This window comes from Salinigranum marinum (assembly GCF_024228675.1).
Taxonomy (GTDB): Archaea; Halobacteriota; Halobacteria; order Halobacteriales; family Haloferacaceae; genus Salinigranum; species Salinigranum marinum.
The window spans coordinates 807784-824465 of sequence record NZ_CP100461.1; the positions used below are offsets into that span (position 1 = coordinate 807784).

The 16682-nt window shown below is 70.8% G+C and carries 15 protein-coding genes and 1 tRNA gene; 9 read left to right on the forward strand and 7 right to left on the reverse strand.

Translation table 11 applies throughout. The features are described 5' to 3' along the window. Positions 1-71 precede the first annotated feature (71 nt). Positions 72-707, forward strand: coding sequence for a DJ-1/PfpI family protein (locus NKJ07_RS03935; RefSeq protein WP_318569293.1), 636 nt, complete (start codon positions 72-74; stop codon positions 705-707). Here the strand turns inward: NKJ07_RS03935 and NKJ07_RS03940 are convergent. Then, on the reverse strand, positions 672-1814 hold the full coding sequence (locus tag NKJ07_RS03940; protein ID WP_318569294.1) for an MFS transporter: 1143 nt from the start codon (positions 1812-1814) through the stop codon (positions 672-674). The genes NKJ07_RS03935 and NKJ07_RS03940 overlap by 36 nt on opposite strands. A gap of 182 nt (positions 1815-1996) precedes the next feature. On the opposite strand from NKJ07_RS03940, the gene sod reads away from it, so the two are divergent. From sod to NKJ07_RS03955, 3 genes are all read left to right on the forward strand, one after another. Next, entirely contained in the window at positions 1997-2596 is a 600-nt protein-coding gene (gene sod, locus NKJ07_RS03945) for a superoxide dismutase (protein ID WP_318569295.1), read from the forward strand. Positions 2597-2999: 403 nt separating this feature from the next. Continuing rightward, complete coding sequence (locus tag NKJ07_RS03950; protein ID WP_318569296.1) at positions 3000-3197, forward strand: DUF8144 family membrane protein; 198 nt, start codon at positions 3000-3002, stop codon at positions 3195-3197. Positions 3198-3262: 65 nt separating this feature from the next. Further along, positions 3263-3565 carry a DUF5827 family protein gene (locus NKJ07_RS03955; protein ID WP_318569297.1) on the forward strand — a complete coding sequence of 101 codons (303 nt, stop codon included), beginning with the start codon at positions 3263-3265 and terminating at the stop codon, positions 3563-3565. Between the two features lie 51 nt (positions 3566-3616). Here the strand turns inward: NKJ07_RS03955 and NKJ07_RS03960 are convergent, their stop codons facing one another. Together NKJ07_RS03960 and NKJ07_RS03965 are read right to left on the reverse strand one after the other, a co-directional pair. After that, positions 3617-4222 carry an MBL fold metallo-hydrolase gene (locus NKJ07_RS03960; protein WP_318569298.1) on the reverse strand — a complete coding sequence of 202 codons (606 nt, stop codon included), beginning with the start codon at positions 4220-4222 and terminating at the stop codon, positions 3617-3619. A 21-nt stretch (positions 4223-4243) separates the two neighbouring features. After that, complete coding sequence (locus tag NKJ07_RS03965; RefSeq protein ID WP_318569299.1) at positions 4244-5701, reverse strand: alpha/beta hydrolase family protein; 1458 nt, start codon at positions 5699-5701, stop codon at positions 4244-4246. Positions 5702-5801: 100 nt separating this feature from the next. Between NKJ07_RS03965 and NKJ07_RS03970 the strand changes: the two genes are divergently transcribed. Continuing rightward, the gene (locus NKJ07_RS03970; RefSeq protein WP_318569300.1) at positions 5802-6977 is read left to right on the forward strand and encodes a pyridoxal-phosphate-dependent aminotransferase family protein; all 1176 of its coding nucleotides are present in this window, start codon (positions 5802-5804) and stop codon (positions 6975-6977) included. 67 nt (positions 6978-7044) lie between these two features. On the opposite strand, the gene NKJ07_RS03975 is transcribed toward NKJ07_RS03970, so the two are convergent. From NKJ07_RS03975 to NKJ07_RS03985, 3 genes are all read right to left on the reverse strand, one after another. Then, entirely contained in the window at positions 7045-7557 is a 513-nt protein-coding gene (locus NKJ07_RS03975; RefSeq protein ID WP_318569301.1) for a TspO/MBR family protein, read from the reverse strand. A 94-nt stretch (positions 7558-7651) separates the two neighbouring features. After that, a complete protein-coding gene (locus NKJ07_RS03980; RefSeq protein WP_318569302.1) occupies positions 7652-8950 on the reverse strand; it encodes an MFS transporter in 1299 nt (432 codons plus the stop codon). Between the two features lie 62 nt (positions 8951-9012). Further along, the gene (locus tag NKJ07_RS03985; RefSeq protein WP_318569303.1) at positions 9013-10455 is read right to left on the reverse strand and encodes a HEAT repeat domain-containing protein; all 1443 of its coding nucleotides are present in this window, start codon (positions 10453-10455) and stop codon (positions 9013-9015) included. Between the two features lie 158 nt (positions 10456-10613). On the opposite strand from NKJ07_RS03985, the gene NKJ07_RS03990 reads away from it, so the two are divergent. Next, a complete protein-coding gene (locus NKJ07_RS03990) occupies positions 10614-11612 on the forward strand; it encodes a hypothetical protein (protein ID WP_318569304.1) in 999 nt (332 codons plus the stop codon). A 303-nt stretch (positions 11613-11915) separates the two neighbouring features. Here NKJ07_RS03990 and NKJ07_RS03995 read toward each other — a convergent pair. After that, positions 11916-11989, reverse strand: a tRNA-Lys gene (locus NKJ07_RS03995). Between the two features lie 132 nt (positions 11990-12121). Between NKJ07_RS03995 and NKJ07_RS04000 the strand changes: the two genes are divergently transcribed. The 3 genes from NKJ07_RS04000 to NKJ07_RS04010 all read left to right on the forward strand — a co-directional run bounded on the left by NKJ07_RS04000 (position 12122) and on the right by NKJ07_RS04010 (position 16610). Then, the gene (locus NKJ07_RS04000; protein ID WP_318569305.1) at positions 12122-14260 is read left to right on the forward strand and encodes a hypothetical protein; all 2139 of its coding nucleotides are present in this window, start codon (positions 12122-12124) and stop codon (positions 14258-14260) included. A gap of 164 nt (positions 14261-14424) precedes the next feature. Continuing rightward, positions 14425-14913, forward strand: a complete 489-nt coding sequence (locus tag NKJ07_RS04005) for a hypothetical protein (RefSeq protein WP_318569306.1) — start codon at positions 14425-14427, stop codon at positions 14911-14913. A 236-nt stretch (positions 14914-15149) separates the two neighbouring features. Further along, complete coding sequence (locus NKJ07_RS04010; RefSeq protein ID WP_318569307.1) at positions 15150-16610, forward strand: DHH family phosphoesterase; 1461 nt, start codon at positions 15150-15152, stop codon at positions 16608-16610. The last annotated feature ends 72 nt before the right edge of the window (positions 16611-16682 follow it).

Genomic DNA, 16682 nt, shown 5'->3' on the forward strand with positions numbered 1-16682 from the left:
TATGAGCCATATGACACGTGTTCGTCCGGCAAACGTTTTCAGCGGGGGAGCCGAGGTGACGACAGCACACGATGGAGGGTGAGACGGAGCCGGTTCGGATCGAGGTACTGCTCTACGAGGGGTTCGACGAACTCGACGGCGTCGGGCCGTACGAGGTGTTCGAGACGGCGGCGGCGTTCGGATCCGCCGTCGAGGCGCGGACGGTCGCGCTCGACGACGCCGAGTGGGTGACCGCGAGCCACGGTCTCCGGGTCGGCGTCGACGGTCGCCTGGGAGAGCCGGACGTGCTCGTCGTTCCCGGTGGCGGGTGGAACGCGGGCGACGACCGCCCCGGGGCGCGTCGCGAGGCGGAACGAGGGGCGGTCCCCGCGGCGGTCCGGGAGGCGCACGAGGCGGGCGCGACGGTCGCGTCGGTCTGTACGGGCGGGATGCTGCTGGCCGAGGCGGGACTGCTCGACGGGCGGTCCGCGGTCACCCACGGCGGCGCGATGGACGACCTGCGAGCCACGCGGGCGACGGTCGTCGACGCCCGCGTCGTCGACGACGGCGACGTGCTCACCGCTGGCGGCATCACGTCGGGGCTGGACCTCGCGCTCCACCTCGTCGAACGGTGGTGCGGCGCTGCGGCCGCCACGGCGGTCGCGACCGAACTGGAGTACGACCGCGACGCCTCAGGCGTCGTCGTCACGGGCGAGACCGACGAGTAACATCCCCGCGACGAGGGCCGCTCCCGCGAGGACCGTCCAGCCGGCGTCGTACGAGACGGTGTCGGCGAGGTAGCCGAAGACGGGCGGTGCGGCGAGGCCGCCGAGGTTGAGCGCCGTCTGTCCGCCCGCCGTGGCCGCGCCGACCCGTTCGTCGGGGACGAGCGCGGTGAGACAGGCGTAGTAGACGCCCGGGAATCCGAGCACGAACAGGCCGAGGACGCCGAAGGCGACCGCTCCCCCGAGCGACGTGTCGGCGGCGACGACGCCGCCGAACGCGACGCACGCGAGCAGGGACTGCGCGACGAGCACCCGTGCGGAGGCCTGTACGTTGCTGCCCGGGAGCCGGTCGGCGACGCTCCCGCCCACGAGGCGGCCGACGCTCCCCGTCACCTGGAGCGTCGCGAGGACCGCTCCCGCGAACGCCGCGGCCGTCCCGACCGACTCCGTGAGGTGGAGGACGACGTAGCCGGTCGTGGTGAACACGGCCGCGCCGAGGAAGAAGCCAGCCCCGACGAGCGAAGCGTAGCCGTCGAACCCGGCGAGCCCGCGGACGTCCGGCGGTGCCAGCACTCCGGAGCCGTCGCGCCCGCGGTAGACCGCGGCGAAGACGACGGCGACACACGCCGCGAGGGCGGCGGCGACGGCGAAGCCGACCTGCCAGCCGAACCGCGTGCCCGCCGCGACGGTGACGAGAACGGCACCGAGCCCACTTCCGGCGGTGACGCCCACCTGCTTGACGTTGATCGCCAGGTTCCGCCGCCCCTTGGGGGCGACGACGAGCACCGCCCTGTTGGTCGCCGGCATCGCCGTCGCGTACGCCCCACCCACGACGACCAGCGCGACGAGCAAGAGGGCGTACGACGGGGCGAGCGCGACGCCGACCATCCCGACCCCGAGGCCCACGAGGCCGGCGATCATCGTCGGCCGCTCGCCGAAGCCGTCGACGGCCGCCCCCGCCCCGAAGAGGAAGACGGTGTAGCCGGCGAGCGTGATCGTCAGCGCGACGCCGACGAGCGTGCGCGAGACGCCGAACGTTCCGCGGATCGACGCGGTGGCGGCGAACACCGCGTAGAAGCAGAGGCTCGCGGTGACCTGCCAGCCGCTCACGACTCCGACACCTCGCCACGTCACACGCGGGGTTCGGTGGAGCGGACACAAGTGCGCTCCGGGTTCGTTCGAGGCACAAACCGCGAGACTCCGCCGCCCCCGAAAGTGTATGTCTACTGTTAACATAGGGATCCTCAAGGTTTAACAGCGCTCCGCCCCACCTGAATATCGGAGGCCAAATCATGAGCTACGAACTCGACCCATTACCGTACGATTACGACGCGCTCGAAGGCAGCATCTCCGAACAGGTGCTGACGTGGCACCACGACACGCACCACCAGGGCTACGTGAACGGGTGGAACGCCGCCGACGAGACGCTGGCGGAGAACCGCGAGAACCACGAGTTCGGCTCCTCTGCGGGTGCGATCCGCAACGTCACCCACAACGGCTGTGGGCACATCCTCCACGACCTCTTCTGGCAGTGCATGTCGCCCGAAGGTGGCGACGAGCCCTCCGGCGCACTCGCCGACAGGATCGAGGAGGACTTCGGCTCCTACGAGGCGTGGAAGGGTGAGTTCGAGGCCGCCGGCGGCGCGGCGAGCGGCTGGGCGCTCTTGGTGTACGACTCGTTCTCGAACCAGCTGCGCAACGTGGTCGTCGACAAGCACGACCAGGGCGCCCTCTGGGGCAGCCATCCGATCCTCGCGCTGGACGTCTGGGAACACTCGTACTACTACGACTACGGCCCGGCCCGCGGTGACTTCATCTCCGCGTTCTTCGACGTCGTCGACTGGGAGGAGCCGTCGGCCCGCTACGAGCAGGCCGTCGAGCTGTTCGAGTAAGCGCAGACCCGGTCAACCTTCGATTCGTTTTTTTGCGGTCGTCACGACGCGATCCGACAGCTGGGACTGTCGGAGACGACGAGCCGGTCTGATCGTTCCCGCACCTCGTAGAGGCGCGTGACGGTGTCCTCGGAACCGTTGGCCCGACGATCGGTCGATCGGGGAAGAGAGAGCCGAAGCCAGCCAGGGAGGACAGAGACAGTCGCCAGGGCGGTGATGCCACGACCACCGAAGCGGCAAGCCGCTTCGAGCCTTCGTTCGCTCGCGTTACTCGCTCACGGAGACCTCCCCCGCCGATTCGCTCGTTCCTCGCGCGCCGACAGCGCGGTGTGGCGGCGCGTGACGCCGCGGCTCCCCCCGCCCCGTCGGTACGGCTAACACCGGCCCGTCGGTTGATCGGGACATGCCGGGCAAGACTGTCGTCGAGTTCGTCGAGGAGTGGCAGACCGGCTTCTTCGTCGTGCTCGGAGTCACCCTCGTAGGCGTGGTCGGGGGAACGGTCGTCTGGCGGTTCGCTGGCCCGCCGGGGTTCTTTCTCGGGTTCGGTGTCGGCGTGGTGCTGGCCTTCCTCGTCTACTCGTACCTGCGGTACGGGCGATGAATTCACCCTGGGTCCGGCCGATCGGAGAGGACACACGTTTACCGGGCCGCGTCGAATCCCCGCCCATGCCCCGTCCGAAAGCGGAGTTCGACACGCTCTACCCCTACCAGATGTACACGCCCGCGGAGATCCTCGAGCCCGACCTGCTGTACACGGTCCCCGAGATCGGCCGTCGCCTGCAGGACCTCGCGCCCGACACCCACCTCGAAGAGGAAACCGAGGCCCGCATCATCGCCTGGACCATCCCCTGGCTGGTGTACAACCAGGACGAGCTCGTGATCAACGACCCCGAAGGCGACGAACCGGGCTACTTCGGCGTGAGCGAGGCGGCCGTCGAGGCGCTGGACGACGAACGCGGCGACGACTGAGCCGGGGGGATTAGGCTCGCGGGATAGGCTCGCGGTCGGCGCGCCCGCGGCTCACCTCGTACGTGCGGCTTGCAACGCCAGTTCCAGCGCCCCCGACGGGTCGTCGACCACACTGGGTCCATGCCCCGTATGCAACACCTGCACGTCGGAGCCCACCGTCTCGACCACGCGTTCGATGCTCTCGACGAGCGTCGCGCGGTCGCTCCCCGGCAGGTCGGTCCGACCGAACCCACCCCCGGCGAAGACGAGGTCGCCGGCGAACAGGACTCCCGAGTCGGGCGCGTACAGACAGAGGTGGTCGACGGCGTGGCCGGGCGTGTGGAGCGCGCGATACTCGTCGGTGCCGATGCGGACCACGTCGCCGTCCGCGATGGCGTGGTCGACCGCCTCGTGAGAGGCGTCGAATCCCCACGTCTCGACGCCGAACCGCCCGCGAAGGGAGTCGACGTTGCCGACGTGGTCCGGGTGGGTGTGAGTAAGCACGACCGCGTCGAGGTGGTCGATGTCCCCGTCGAGATGCGACACGGCGTCGAAGTTCGCGCCGGCGTCGACGAGGACCGTCCGGCCGTCCGCGCCGTGGTCGCCGCGTTCGCCGGGTGACACGAGAAAGGCGTTGCTCGTGAACGCCTCCACGTCGCGTGCGATATTGTGGATCACGGGGGAGAGAATGCGCCCGAACTACTTCGGCGTTGCCCGCCCGTGCGCGTCGTCGGACCGTCTCACCACGGGGTCCACGCCATTCGCGCCATCCGCGCCGTCGACGGCGAACGCGAGCGCCGACCCGACGACCCCCTCGAGATCTCCGCGGATCGCACGGAGGAGGACGCCGAAGTGGCCGGTCTCCCACGCCGTGCGGTTCGCCGGAGGGACGTCCCACGCGTCGAGCGTCGCCGTGAGCGTGTGCGTGGGGACGAGGTCGTCGCGGCACCCGAACACCGGAAACACGCCGTCCGGGTCGATCCCGCAGGACGCGGGCGGGTTCAGTACCGGCCCCAGTTCGTGCAGACGCGGGTACCAGCCGGCACCCCCGAGCACGTCGTCGAGGTCCAAAAGCGGCGTGAGGCCCCCTTCGACGAGGACCGCGTCGACGTCGCCCGTCGCCGCCACCGGGAGGACGGCGTCGGGCCGGGCCGCCGTGGGCCACGCGTCACAGCGCCCGGCGACGTGCATCGTCACGATTCCGCCGAGGCTGATGCCGCCGAGCACGACGGACGACCCCTCGCCGCGTGCCCACTCGACGAAGACCCCCGCCTCGACGGCGGCCGTCGCGTACAGCTGGAGCATGGACTCGGGTGCCCGGGCGAGGTACGCCTCGCCGCTGAACCGCCCGAGCGGTTCGCGCCGGCCGTGCCAGGGCGCGTCGGGGAGGACGACCCGCACGCCGTCGGGCGCGAGCGTGCGGCCGAGGAACGCCTCCTCGGGCCAGTAGTCGACGCAGTCGTTCGCCATGCCGAGCCCGCCGTAGTAGACGAGCGTCGGAACCTCGCCGCCAGCGTCGGCCGGCTCGTAGACGCGCGCGACCGCGTCGTCGCCGACGAACGGAGACGGCGACGGGAAGCGAAGCCAGTACTCGACGGTGTCGGGTCCGGGAACCCAGCCGGAGCGCTCGACGCGCGGCGGGCGCTCGGGGTACCGGTAGACGGTCTCGGGTGAGGCGAGCCCGGTGTGGTACTTCGTGATCGTCGTCCCCGGATCGGGGACGTCGTACGCGACGGGCGGGACGTAGTGGTCGTCGACGAGGAAGCCGAAGCAGTCGGTGGCGTCGCGTCGTCGGTGTTCGGTCCGGCGGCGCTCGCGTTCGGCGGCGAGACGCTCGGAAACCGTCGACGCCGGATCCCAGACGACGGTCTCCCAGCGTTCGGTCGCCTCCAGCGCAGTCTCGCGCCGGGGGGCGTAGCGGGCGAGCGCCGCCTCGATGCGGTCGTGGAGGCTCGGCGCTGGCGGCGCATCGACGGCACGGAGGTACCGCTCGGGCGACGAGCCGAGCGCGACGTCGGCCGCGGCGCGGGCCCGCTGGACGGCGAAGTCGCGGCGGAGCGTGCGGGTCTTCAGCTGCTCGAGCCACTGGGTGTCGAGCGCGCGACCGACCGGCGAGCGGAGGAGACGGTGAACAGCGGGCGTTTCGAGCTGCTGCATACTCACCGATTGGGACAACAGCGTATTGACAGTTCCCGTGTGGACGACACCGCGGGCGGGAATTCGCACGGTTTTTCAAACGGGAGAGTGGACCGAGAGTATGGACGGAGCACCAGACGTAGGCGAGCTGACACCCCCGACGCGGACGCTGATGGGGCCCGGTCCGAGCGACGTTCACCCGCGCGTGCTTCGCGCGATGAGCACGCCCCTCGTGGGTCATCTCGACCCGTCGTTCATCGAGATCATGACCGAGGTGCAGGAGCTGCTCCGCTACACCTTCCGCACCGACAACCAGTGGACGATCCCGGTCTCCGGAACCGGCTCGGCGTCGATGGAGGCGGCTATCGGCAACCTCGTCGAGCCCGGCGACACGATGTTGGTGCCGACGAACGGCTACTTCGGCGGCCGGATGCAGTCGATGGCCGAACGAGCCGGCGGCGAGGTGGTCCACGTCGACGCGCCGTGGGGCGAACCGCTCGACTCCGCCGACGTCGAGGCGGCGTTCGACGAACACCAGCCCGACGTGTTCGGGTTCGTCCACGCCGAGACCTCCACCGGCGTGAAACAGCCCGACGTGTCGGCGCTCACGGACATCGCCCACGCCCACGACGCGTACGTGATCGCCGACTGCGTCACCTCTCTGGGAGGTGTCGAGTTCCGCGTCGACGACTGGGGAATCGACGTCGCCTACTCCGGGCCGCAGAAGTGTCTCTCCTGTCCGCCCGGGGCGTCGCCACTGACGCTGAACGACCGCGCGATGGAGAAGGTGCTCTCCCGCGAGACCGAGCCGCGCTCGTGGTATCTCGACCTCTCGCTCCTGGAGGGGTACTGGGGCGACGAGCGAGCGTACCACCACACCGCCCCGATCACGAACGTCTACGCCCTGCGCGAGGCGCTTCGGCTCGTGGCCGAGGAGGGCATCGAGAACCGCTGGGAGCGACATCTCGCCGTCGCGGGCGGCCTGAAGTCGGGGCTGGAGGCGATGGGTCTGGAGATGAACGCCCCCGACGACTACTGGCTCCCGTCGCTGAACGCCGTGCGCGTGCCCGGCGGGGTGGACGACGGCGCGGTCATCTCCTTCCTGCTAAACGAGTACGACCTCGAGATCGCCTCCGGGCTGGGCGACCTCGCCGGCGAGATCTGGCGCATCGGCTGTATGGGCCACTCCGCGCGGCCGAAGAACGTCGAGTACGTCCTCTCGGCGCTCGAAGACGCGCTCGAGCGGGAGGGGTACGACACCGACCAGCAGGCCTCCAAAGCCGTCTCCGACGACTGATCCCCGGGCCGGCAGGCCTCCAACGCTCCCACGGGAGCGACTGCAGTCGACGTGGCGGGATCGGCGGCTAGTTCAACACCCAGAAGCGGTAGTTGAGGACGGCCGCGAACGAGACCCAGAGGAGGTACGGGAGCAAGAGCAGCGCCGCGCGTCGGTCGACCCGGTCGAACGTCCACGCGGTCGCCACGATCAACAGCCAGAGGACGGCGATGACGGCAAGGCCGAGACCGATCCGCCGCGCGCCGAAGAAGGCGGCCGACCAGCCCAGGTTGAACACGAAGTGGACGATGAACACGCCGAACGCGAGCCGGACGTCCCGCGGCGCGGCGTCGGCCTGCCGCCAGACGAGCCACACCGCGACCCCGATGAGCGCGAACAGGGCGGTCCACACCGGGCCGAAGACCCAGTTCGGCGGGGCGAACGCCGGGCGTGCGAGCGAGTCGTACCACTCGCCGAGCCCCTGCGCGGTGAAGATGGCTCCGGACGCGCCGACGAGTTCGACGGCCAGCACCGCGAGCGCGAGCGCGACGAGCGGGCGAGTGACGGCCAACCGGCGGACGCTAGATCCCAGAGACGCCATACCCGACGATACACGTCAATGGTCAAATACGTGTGTCCCGATCCGGCTCGTCGGACGTCCGGGCACGGAACCCGGGACGGTCGAAGCGAGCGTCTCACCACTCCGACAGCGCGTTCGGCCCGTGGAGGATGACGAGCGTGGCGAGAAAGGAGACGACGCCGGTGAGCGCGAACGCGCCACCGGTGTAGAACACCCAGCCCATGCCGACCTCGGTCATGAGCCACCCACCCAGGAGCGGGCCGGCGATGCTCCCGGGCCGCCAGAGGAGGTCGCGAACGCCGAAACTGGAGGCGACGCCTCCCGAGTCGGTCCCCTCGTCGGCGAACAGCGCCATGCTGGCCGGCTCCCGCAGGCTGTCGGCCACGCCCAACAGCCCGCTCAGCCCGACGAGCGGGAGGAACGCGGGCGACAGCGGGCCCAGGAGTGGGAGCGTCGCCGGGAGCCCGAGCGTCGCGCCGACCGCCGGAGCGAACGGGACGGCGACGGCGACGAGTCCGTAACACGCGCCACCGCACGCGACGAACGCCGCCCGGCCGTGACGGTCCGAGAGCCGACCCATCGTCGGCTGAGCGAGCATGTTCGTGAACTTCTCGGCGACGACGGTTAGACTCACCGCGAGGCCGCCGTACGCGAGGCCACCGGTCGCGGCGGAGACGCCGGCGAAGATGGGCACCCACGTCCGCACGAGCGTGACGGCGACGGCGTACTGTGTCCGGAAGGTGGCGATCGTGAGGACCCGGCGGTTGAGCGCGAGATCCGAGAACGGGAACCCCTCGACGACGGTCTCGTCCGGCGGGAGGGCCCACCAGACGAGCGCCGTCGTCACCACGAAGACGGCGGTGACCACGGTGAAGACGGGGCCGAAGCCGAACCGGTCGTAGAGCACGCCCGCGCTCAGGCTGCCGACGATCGAGGCGGCGAACGCCCAGGCGTTCGCCTTACCGATGTAGTTCGCGCGTGTCCCCCCGGTGGCGAGTTGGCCGACCAGTCCGAGCGCCATGAGCGAGATACCGGCGAAGACGACGCCCTGGACGAGTCGGAGCCCGATGAACCCGAGGCTCGTCTCGACCAGAGGGTACGCCGCGTAGACGCCGACGCCGAGGGCGAGCGCCACGAGCAGGACTCGGCGTTTGTCGCTCCGATCGCCCCACCAGGCGACGGGCACCACGGCGAGCCCCGACGAGAGCGTGAAGCCGGCGGTGAACAGGCCGATGACGAGCCCCGCCGAGACGGTGACGCCGAGGAGCGTCACGGCCGAGGGGTCGAGCGCCTCGATGTACTTCGGGAGGAGCGTCGCGAGGGTGATGAAACCGAAGCCGCCGGCGAAGCGGGCGAGATAGAGCGCGAAGAACGGGGAGGAGGCAGGACTGACCGCGGAGAGACGACGGGTCACACCTGGGGTCGACTGACGGCCGTCAAACCCGTTCCGGTTCACTGTCGACCGTCCTTGTCGGCTCAGTCGCCGATCCCGACGCCGTCGTGGTCGGCGTCCCCGTCGGCACCGCCCTCGACTCGGTCGAGCGCCCAGCATGCTCGGTCGCGGACCCGACCGTCGGCGTCGCCGGCGCGGACGCGTTCGAGCGGGGGACGCGCGGTCCGCGCCCGCCCGCGGAGGTAGCCGAGCGACCAGCAGACGTTCTCGCGGACGACGGACGCCTCGTCGTCGAGGCCGTCGATCAGCGCCGCGACGTGCTCGGCGACGGCCTCGGGGAACTCGCGAGCGACGCGTGCGAGCGCCGTCGAGCCGTTCACCCGGACGACCTCGTCCTCGTCGTCGAGCCGTGCCACGAGCGGGGCGACGTGGCGGCGAACGTCGACGGCGTGGGTCGCCGCCAGGTCGCCGACGACGCCGGCGGCGTTGGCGCGGAGCCCGGCGTCGCCGTGGCAGAGGGTGTCGACGAACGTCGGGAGGTGGTCGACGACGGCGGCGGGTCGGTCGCCGACGACGCGACCGACCGCACAGGTCGCGTTCAACCGCGTCGCCGTTCGTGCGCGCTGGTCGGCGACGGTCGCGACGAGCCGGGGGACCGCGGTCCGGACAGCCGCGGGGTCGACGACGGCGACGCGACCGATGGCGTACGCCGCTCGCATCCGTCGCTCGGAGTCGTCCGTGTCGAGCATCGCGACGAGGTCGGCCACGCAGTCGACGACGGCACCGGGCTCTGCGCCCGCGACGTGCGAGACGCACGCGACTGCCGCAGTCGCTTCCGCCGGGTCCGTGGCGTCGAGCGAGGGAGTCGCGACCGCGACGTGGGGTGCGACCTCCTCGGGGCGCGTCGCCGCGAGGGCCGCGAGGTAGGCCAGTCCGCCGGTCCGAACCTCCCGGTCGACCGTCTCGGAGACGAGCGTCCGTACCTGCGGGACCGCGGCCACGCAGTCGTCGGGACGCTCGTGTGCGACGCTCGTGAGACAGCCCAGTGCGTCGATCACGAGCCCCCGGTCCGCGGAGGCGCGACGGTCGAGCGCCGGAAGGACGACAGCCACGTCGACCAGCGTCGGGTCACGGCTGGCGAGTTCACGGAGGACGGCGGCGCGGGCGCGAGGGTCGGCCGGGAGCGCCGCGGTCGCCGTCTCGGCGTCCGGGACCGGCCGGATGGATTCGATCTCTGCGAGGGGAACCGGAGACGCGACCGGCGGTCCCGCGTTGAGGCACCACACGTCGACCGCCGGCGCGACGTCGGTCCGCACGCCGGCCGGGACGGGCGCGACGTCGACGACCAACTCGCCCCGGCGGTCCCCACCGGTCCGTCGCAACAAGAGCACCTCGGTGTCGACCGACGCGACGTACTCGACCAGGTCACCGACGCCCCCAGGGACGAACGCGTCGGCCGTCGGTCCGGCGTCTCCCGGCGTCTCGTCGCCGCTCACTCCGTCATCCTCCGTCTCTTCGGCACCCAACTCACAATCACTCGGCTTCGGTTCGACATGAGGGCTCTTGAAATTATGCCGACTTCGGAGTGCCGTGACAGGTTCGCCCGTCGGCCTCGACAGACATCCGTTCGGCGGCACGACGCACCTGCCGAAGACATATACCCTGGTCGACGTAACGGGGCGATATGCCCTCCCGCCGACACGTACTGGTGAGCGCCGCCGCACTCGCGAGTACCGGCTGTCTCGGCTCCCGGTCGCCGGCAACCGCGGCCGACCGCTCGGGGACGCGGTCGGAATCGCCGTCCGGATCCGTTTCGAGTGGGCCTCCGACCGAGCAGCGTCCGGTCGACGACTGTCAGTCGGGGATCACGGTCTCGACGGACGCGTTCGCCCCGGTCGAACAGGTCGTCACTGCCGTCGACGAGCCCGCACGCCCGATCGTCGACGACGCGGTCGGCGATGGGTCCACCGAGGGACCCACCGTGGTGTCGACGTACGGTCGGCCGCCGATCGCCGACGGCGTCTTCGTCCGGTCCGGGGATTCGTTCTACCGGTGCCGCCACTCGCAGGTCGGACGCGAGTCGGTGCCGGCGCGGAGGCTCGCCGTCCAGTGGGAGGCGGGCCAGGACGCGCCCGACGACGCCTCGACTGTGTCGTACGCGGCGTTACCGGAGAGCGACCGACGTGCGCTTCGGCTCGCGGTCTTCGGCCCCGTGTACGAGCGCGATCTCGACCGCCACCCACAGGAGGGGTTGAGCGTTCGCGCGTTCCCCGCGCCGTACCCCGACGGGACGGCCGACTCCCGTATCGTCGCCAACGGCGAGGCGTGGGTCGAGTGGCGGGGCCGCGTGTACCACGTTCGCGTCGGCGGCGAGACCGAAACTGAGCGGCGGACGTACCGGTACGAGTTCGAACCGATCGGCGCTTCGCCCGCCGCGTTCCGGTCGTTCGTCGCCGCCGAGTACCTCGTGTCGCTGGACGACCTCAGTTCCGCCGAGCGGGAGATCGCGGAGTCGGCGATCGACGAGCGGTACGAGGAGTGTGAACCGGGGTCGGCGGCGCTGGAGCGCTTCCGCGAGCGGCTGACCGTGGCCCGGGAGCTCCCACGGCCGCGCGACGGCGAGTGGTACGTCTCGTACGACGGCGACCGGTATCTGCTCACGATCAGTGGCTGGGTGGTGTGATGGGTTGCCGAGTCCGTGCCCCGTAGATTCGTCGCGCGGAGTGCGAGCCGATCCCCGGCGTCGACTAACTGGTCGCACCGCTCCCGGGCCCCCGGTCAACGCCGGCGGGTCGAAGGGACGGACGGCTGTCCAGTCTCGACGGTCGGGACGCCGCCGGCCGTGTTCCTGTTCGAGACGGCACACTCGACGCGTCGTGACTGGCTGACGCCTCCGCTCACCCGAGGATGGGCGCACGTCGCTCACAACGCTGTGCTGTAGAGAACTCCTCGCCGTGTGGCAACTCTGAATCGAACGGTGAAGAAGCGGGCCGGGAGGGATTTGAACCCCCGACCGACGGATTAAGAGTCCGTCGCTCTCCCTAACTGAGCTACCGGCCCTCGACTACGCGTAACGGAGGTACGTTAAAAGGCGTTTCCATTCGATCAGGGGACGACACGGGCTGTCACCCGCTGGCGGACACCCCGCGCGTGGACCCGGCTTTATTATCCCGAGCGCGGTATCGACGGCCGATGGACGAGGCGCGGATCCGCGAGTTCGCGGCGTACGAACCCGACGTGTTCGCGAGCTTCGTCGCGGACCTCTGGGAGCGGGCCGGCTACGACTGCGCGCTCGTCGACCCGGGGACGGACGGGTCGGCGACCGTGCTCGCTCGCCACGACAACGGCGAGACGCTCCGCCTCGTGACGAGTCCGACGCGACGGGCGAGCGAGATCGCGGACCGCTCCGACGGCATCGGCGTCGACGTCGTCGTGGTCCCGCGGTCCGTCGACGCCACGACCGCAACCCACCCGGCCGAACTGGTCGGCGTCGGCGGACTCGTCACCCTCGTCGAGCAACTCGACGCGGTCGACGTCGTCGACGACTACGTGCTCGCTCGCCCCGCGGCGCGCGAACGGCTTCGTCGCCGCCGCGAGCAGCGCTCGGGGGAGGCGGCCGCGGACCCCGACGCGACGCCACGGCCGGAGACCGACGAGAGTGCCGCGGAGCCGAGCGACGCCGACGGCCGGACGGAGTTCGCTCGCGGTCGCGGGTTCACGCTCCTCGTCGTGTCGACCGCGGGTAGCCTGCTCGCGGCCGCCCTGTTCGAGTCGATCCGCGGCACCGCCGCCGCGGCCGTCTTCGTCCCCTCGTATCTCCTGCTCGTCGCGGGCGTCCTGTTCGACGCGCGGGCGACGGGGTACGCCGGGTACCGGGGCCGACAGGGGACCGCCGTCGGGGTCGTCGTCGTCCTGTGCTTGCTGTTCGCGCCCTGGGTTCGGGTTCTCGCACCCGTCGCCGGCGCCGCCGCCCTCCGCTCCCGGCTGGCGGCCGAGCGAACTCACGGGCGCGATCGGGTTCCGTGGCGACTGCTGGGGCGGGGGCGGTGGTACTGGGCTGTCGTCGGCGGGACGATCGGCTGGCTCGTCGCGGTCGTCGGCTGGGTGAGCGGACCGCTCGGCCCCACGACGACCGTCGTGGCGCTGTGCTCGTGGCTCGCCGTTCCCGTCGGCGTCTTCCTCGACGGTCGCGGGAGTCCCGCGGCGGCGTCGCGGCCGGTCGTCGCGCTCGGATGCGTCCCGTTTCTCGGAGCGGTCGCCGGTGCCGGCTACCTGTTCCGCCGCGAGCGTGCCCGTCGCGGGACTGACGCCGACAGCGACGGGAGCAACGCTTCGAAGAAAGGCGGCGGAACCGACACGACGGGGGGCGGAGCCCAGGCCAGTTGGGCGTTGGGACGCGCCGTCGGCCGGATCGGCGCTCCGCTCGCCGTCGCCGCCGGAACGGTCTTTTCGGGCGTCGCGAGCCTGACTGCGGGCCTGCGCGCGCGGCTCGGACGCTCGCGGCAGTCGGCCGATGCCTCGGGTGACACCGGCAGAAGAGGCCGGCGCGCGGCGGGCTCGCCCGGGCGTTCCACGTCCGGGGGCACGAACGACGCGACGGGGGATCGGGTCGACGACCGCACGAACGGGCAGGAGACTGCCGAAACGGGGACGGAGTCGGACGCCGACCACGACACGGACGCCGGGCGTGCGCCAGATCGGTCGGCCGGTACGTCCGACGGGGACGCATCGATCCCGTCCGACGGCGTCGACCTCGGCCCGCCCGTCCGCCGACCGCCACGCGAGTCCCGGAGCGTCCGGTACGACGGCGTCGACTTCCGGTGTACGTCGGTCGCTTCGCCGGACGGCCGCTGGCGCGTCGCGTGGGGAGCGGGCGTCGACGAAGCCGGCGAGACGGTCGGGCGGGTGTTCCTCCTCCAGTACGAGGCGCGGCAGGCGACGGTCGAGGCCGTGAGCCTGAGCGAGTGCGCCGTCGGCGACGACGGCACCGTCGCGATCGTCGAGTCCGACGGGGACGGCGTCTCGCGACTCCGGATCCTCTCGCCGACCGGAACGACGGTGGCCGACCGGCGCTTCGACGGGGAGGTACGCGCCGTCGCCGTCAGCGGTCGGCACGACCCCCGCGTCGGTGTCGGCGTCCGATCGCCGTCCCGACTCGTCGTCCTCGACGGCGCGACGGGGGCGGAGGTCGTCGCCCGCGGGATCGCGAGCGACCCGGACGCCGTCGAGTTCCGCGACAGCGGGGCGGACCGGTGGCTGGTCGTCGGAGACGAGTCGCAGCCCTCGCCCGACGCGGCGCTTCGGCTCGGCGACGGCCTCCTTGTTCCGTGACGCCCTCCCGGGCGACCGGTCTCAGTCCCACCGCTGATACTCACGCCAGGGGACGTATAAGCGCGTGTCAAAACAGGTCGGCTCGAACGCACACCCACTCCTCAGGGGACCGATCGGGCACGTCAGCCGGGGGCCGTCCCGACCGGCTCCGGACAGACGGTTCCGTGGGAACCGACGCCGAACCGCTCGACATCCATTGGTGGGCCCTCGTGCGGCAGTGTCCGGCGATCCCGTTCGCGCTGTTCGGTCTCGGAGTCGGAATCGAGGGCGGCGGGGCCGCGGGCCTCTTTCGATCCCTCGACGTCTCGCCGATCGTGCGCACGGTCGCCGGACTGGTCGCCCTGTCGGTTCCAGCCTGTGGCCTCGTGTTCGTCGTCGCGGCGAGTCGGGACAAGCGGCTTCTGGACGAGCGGACCGGCGACGCCGGGGCGCGAGTCCGAGCGTTCACCCGGGACGGCACCGAGCGGTTCACGCGGCGGTTCGAGGCCCACGTCGGCAGCCTCGCCGTCGCCCCGGCGGCCCGATACGTCGGCGCCGTCGCGCGGACTCCGTCGGCGGCTGGTCGTCTTCGACGCCGAGACGGGCGATCGGCTGGTCGACCGGCAGCTACAGGCAGCGCCTGCCGGATTCACGCTCCGCCGACGCGACGGTGACTGGTGGATCGTCGGCGGCGAGCCGGCTTCGACACCGTCGGTCGCGATCCGGCTTCACGACGGCGAACTCGTGCGGTAAACCGGCGGTCGGTCGCTGGCAGGAACCGAGTCACGCAGCCACCTGTGCGACGCGTCAGACGCCACGAACGCCGCGCTCGTACGCTGCGTCGGCCGATCGACGAACGCTTCGCAAAGGGAGGATGTTAAGTGCGGCCCCGCGACTAGTTCAGGTACGAATGAGCACTGGGGTCACCGTCTCGTCGATGTCTACCTACGCCATCCTCGGGTGTGGGAGCGTAGGCCACGCGGTGGCGGAGGAACTCGCCGAGGAGGGGAAGCAGGTCCTCATCCTCGACAAGGACGAAAACCGGGTCGAAGCGCTCCGCGATCAGGACCTCAACGCGCGACAGACGGACATCATGGACGCGTCCGTGAGTGAAGCGGTCGAGGACCGCGACGTCATCCTCATCCTCTCTTCAGACGTCGAGGCGAACAAGGCCGCGGTGTCGACGATCCGTGACGCCGACGGCGACCAGTTCATCGTCGTCCGCGCCTCCGACCCCGTCTCGAAGGACGAACTCCTCGACCTGGGTGCGGACGTCGTGATCAACCCCTCCGAGGTGATCGCCGACTCCGCGCTCCGCGCGCTGGAGACGGGCGAACTCGAGTACAAGGCGCGCCAGTTGGCCGACCTCCTGGTGGAGACCGACGGCCCGCTGGCCATCTTGACCCACGACAACCCGGATCCTGACTCGATCGCGAGCGCCGTGGCGCTGCAGGCCATCGCCGAGGAGTACGACGTCGAGGCGGACATCGTCTACGCCGGCGACATCGGCCACCAGGAGAACCGCGCGTTCGTCAACCTGCTCGGGATCGAACTGCTCCCCCGCGGGGAGACATCCCTGGCGGAGTACGGGGCCGTCGCACTCGTCGACCACATGAAGTCGGGCGACATCGAAGCCGACGTCGACGTCGACATCTTCATCGACCACTTCGAGCCCGACGAGGGGATGGACGCCGCCTTTACCGACGTTCGGCCAAACGTCTCCTCGACCTCGACCATCCTCACGAAGTACATCCAGGAGTTCGATCTCTCCCCGTCGGAGGCGGTCGCGACGGCGCTGCTGTACGGGATCCGCGCGGAGACGATGGACTTCAAGCGCGAGACCACGCCCGCGGACCTCACCGCCGCGGCGTATCTGTACCCCTTTGCGAACCACGACACGCTCGAACAGGTCGAGTCGCCGTCGATGTCGCCGGAGACGCTCGACGTGCTCGCCGAGGCCATCCGGAACCGCGAGGTACAGGGGAGCCACCTCGTCTCCAACGCGGGGTACATCCGCGACCGCGAGGCGCTCACCCAGGCCGCCCAGCACCTCCTCAATCTCGAAGGCATCACCACGACGGCGGTGTTCGGCATCGCGGACGACCGGATCTATCTCGCGGCGCGCTCGAAGGACATCCGGATCAACATCGGAAACATCCTCCAGGACGCGTTTACCGGGATCGGCGAGGCCGCCGGCCACTCCACACAGGGGAGCGTCGAGATCCCGCTCGGGATCTTCACGGGGATCGAAACGGGTGACGGGAACCGCGACACGCTCCTCCAGCTCACGGAGGAAGCGGTCCGCCGCAAACTGTTCTTGGCGATGGGCGTCGACTCTTCGGCCCCTTCGGAGAGCGCGAACGGCTCGTAAGCGGGGAGAACCGCTCACGAGAGCTGTCCCGTTCGTCGTGACTGACGGGGATGTGGCGATGGAGCCATACGT

What these genes read in the sequence shown, in the direction of transcription:
- NKJ07_RS03935 (WP_318569293.1), top strand. Translation starts at nt 72, where the DNA reads ATGGAGGGTGAGACGGAGCCGGTTCGGATCGAGGTACTGCTCTACGAG.
- sod (WP_318569295.1), top strand. Translation starts at nt 1,997, where the DNA reads ATGAGCTACGAACTCGACCCATTACCGTACGATTACGACGCGCTCGAA.
- NKJ07_RS03950 (WP_318569296.1), top strand. Translation starts at nt 3,000, where the DNA reads ATGCCGGGCAAGACTGTCGTCGAGTTCGTCGAGGAGTGGCAGACCGGC.
- NKJ07_RS03955 (WP_318569297.1), top strand. Translation starts at nt 3,263, where the DNA reads ATGCCCCGTCCGAAAGCGGAGTTCGACACGCTCTACCCCTACCAGATG.
- NKJ07_RS03965 (WP_318569299.1), bottom strand. Translation starts at nt 5,701, where the DNA reads ATGCAGCAGCTCGAAACGCCCGCTGTTCACCGTCTCCTCCGCTCGCCG.
- NKJ07_RS03970 (WP_318569300.1), top strand. Translation starts at nt 5,802, where the DNA reads ATGGACGGAGCACCAGACGTAGGCGAGCTGACACCCCCGACGCGGACG.
- NKJ07_RS03975 (WP_318569301.1), bottom strand. Translation starts at nt 7,557, where the DNA reads ATGGCGTCTCTGGGATCTAGCGTCCGCCGGTTGGCCGTCACTCGCCCG.
- NKJ07_RS03990 (WP_318569304.1), top strand. Translation starts at nt 10,614, where the DNA reads ATGCCCTCCCGCCGACACGTACTGGTGAGCGCCGCCGCACTCGCGAGT.
- NKJ07_RS04000 (WP_318569305.1), top strand. Translation starts at nt 12,122, where the DNA reads ATGGACGAGGCGCGGATCCGCGAGTTCGCGGCGTACGAACCCGACGTG.
- NKJ07_RS04010 (WP_318569307.1), top strand. Translation starts at nt 15,150, where the DNA reads ATGAGCACTGGGGTCACCGTCTCGTCGATGTCTACCTACGCCATCCTC.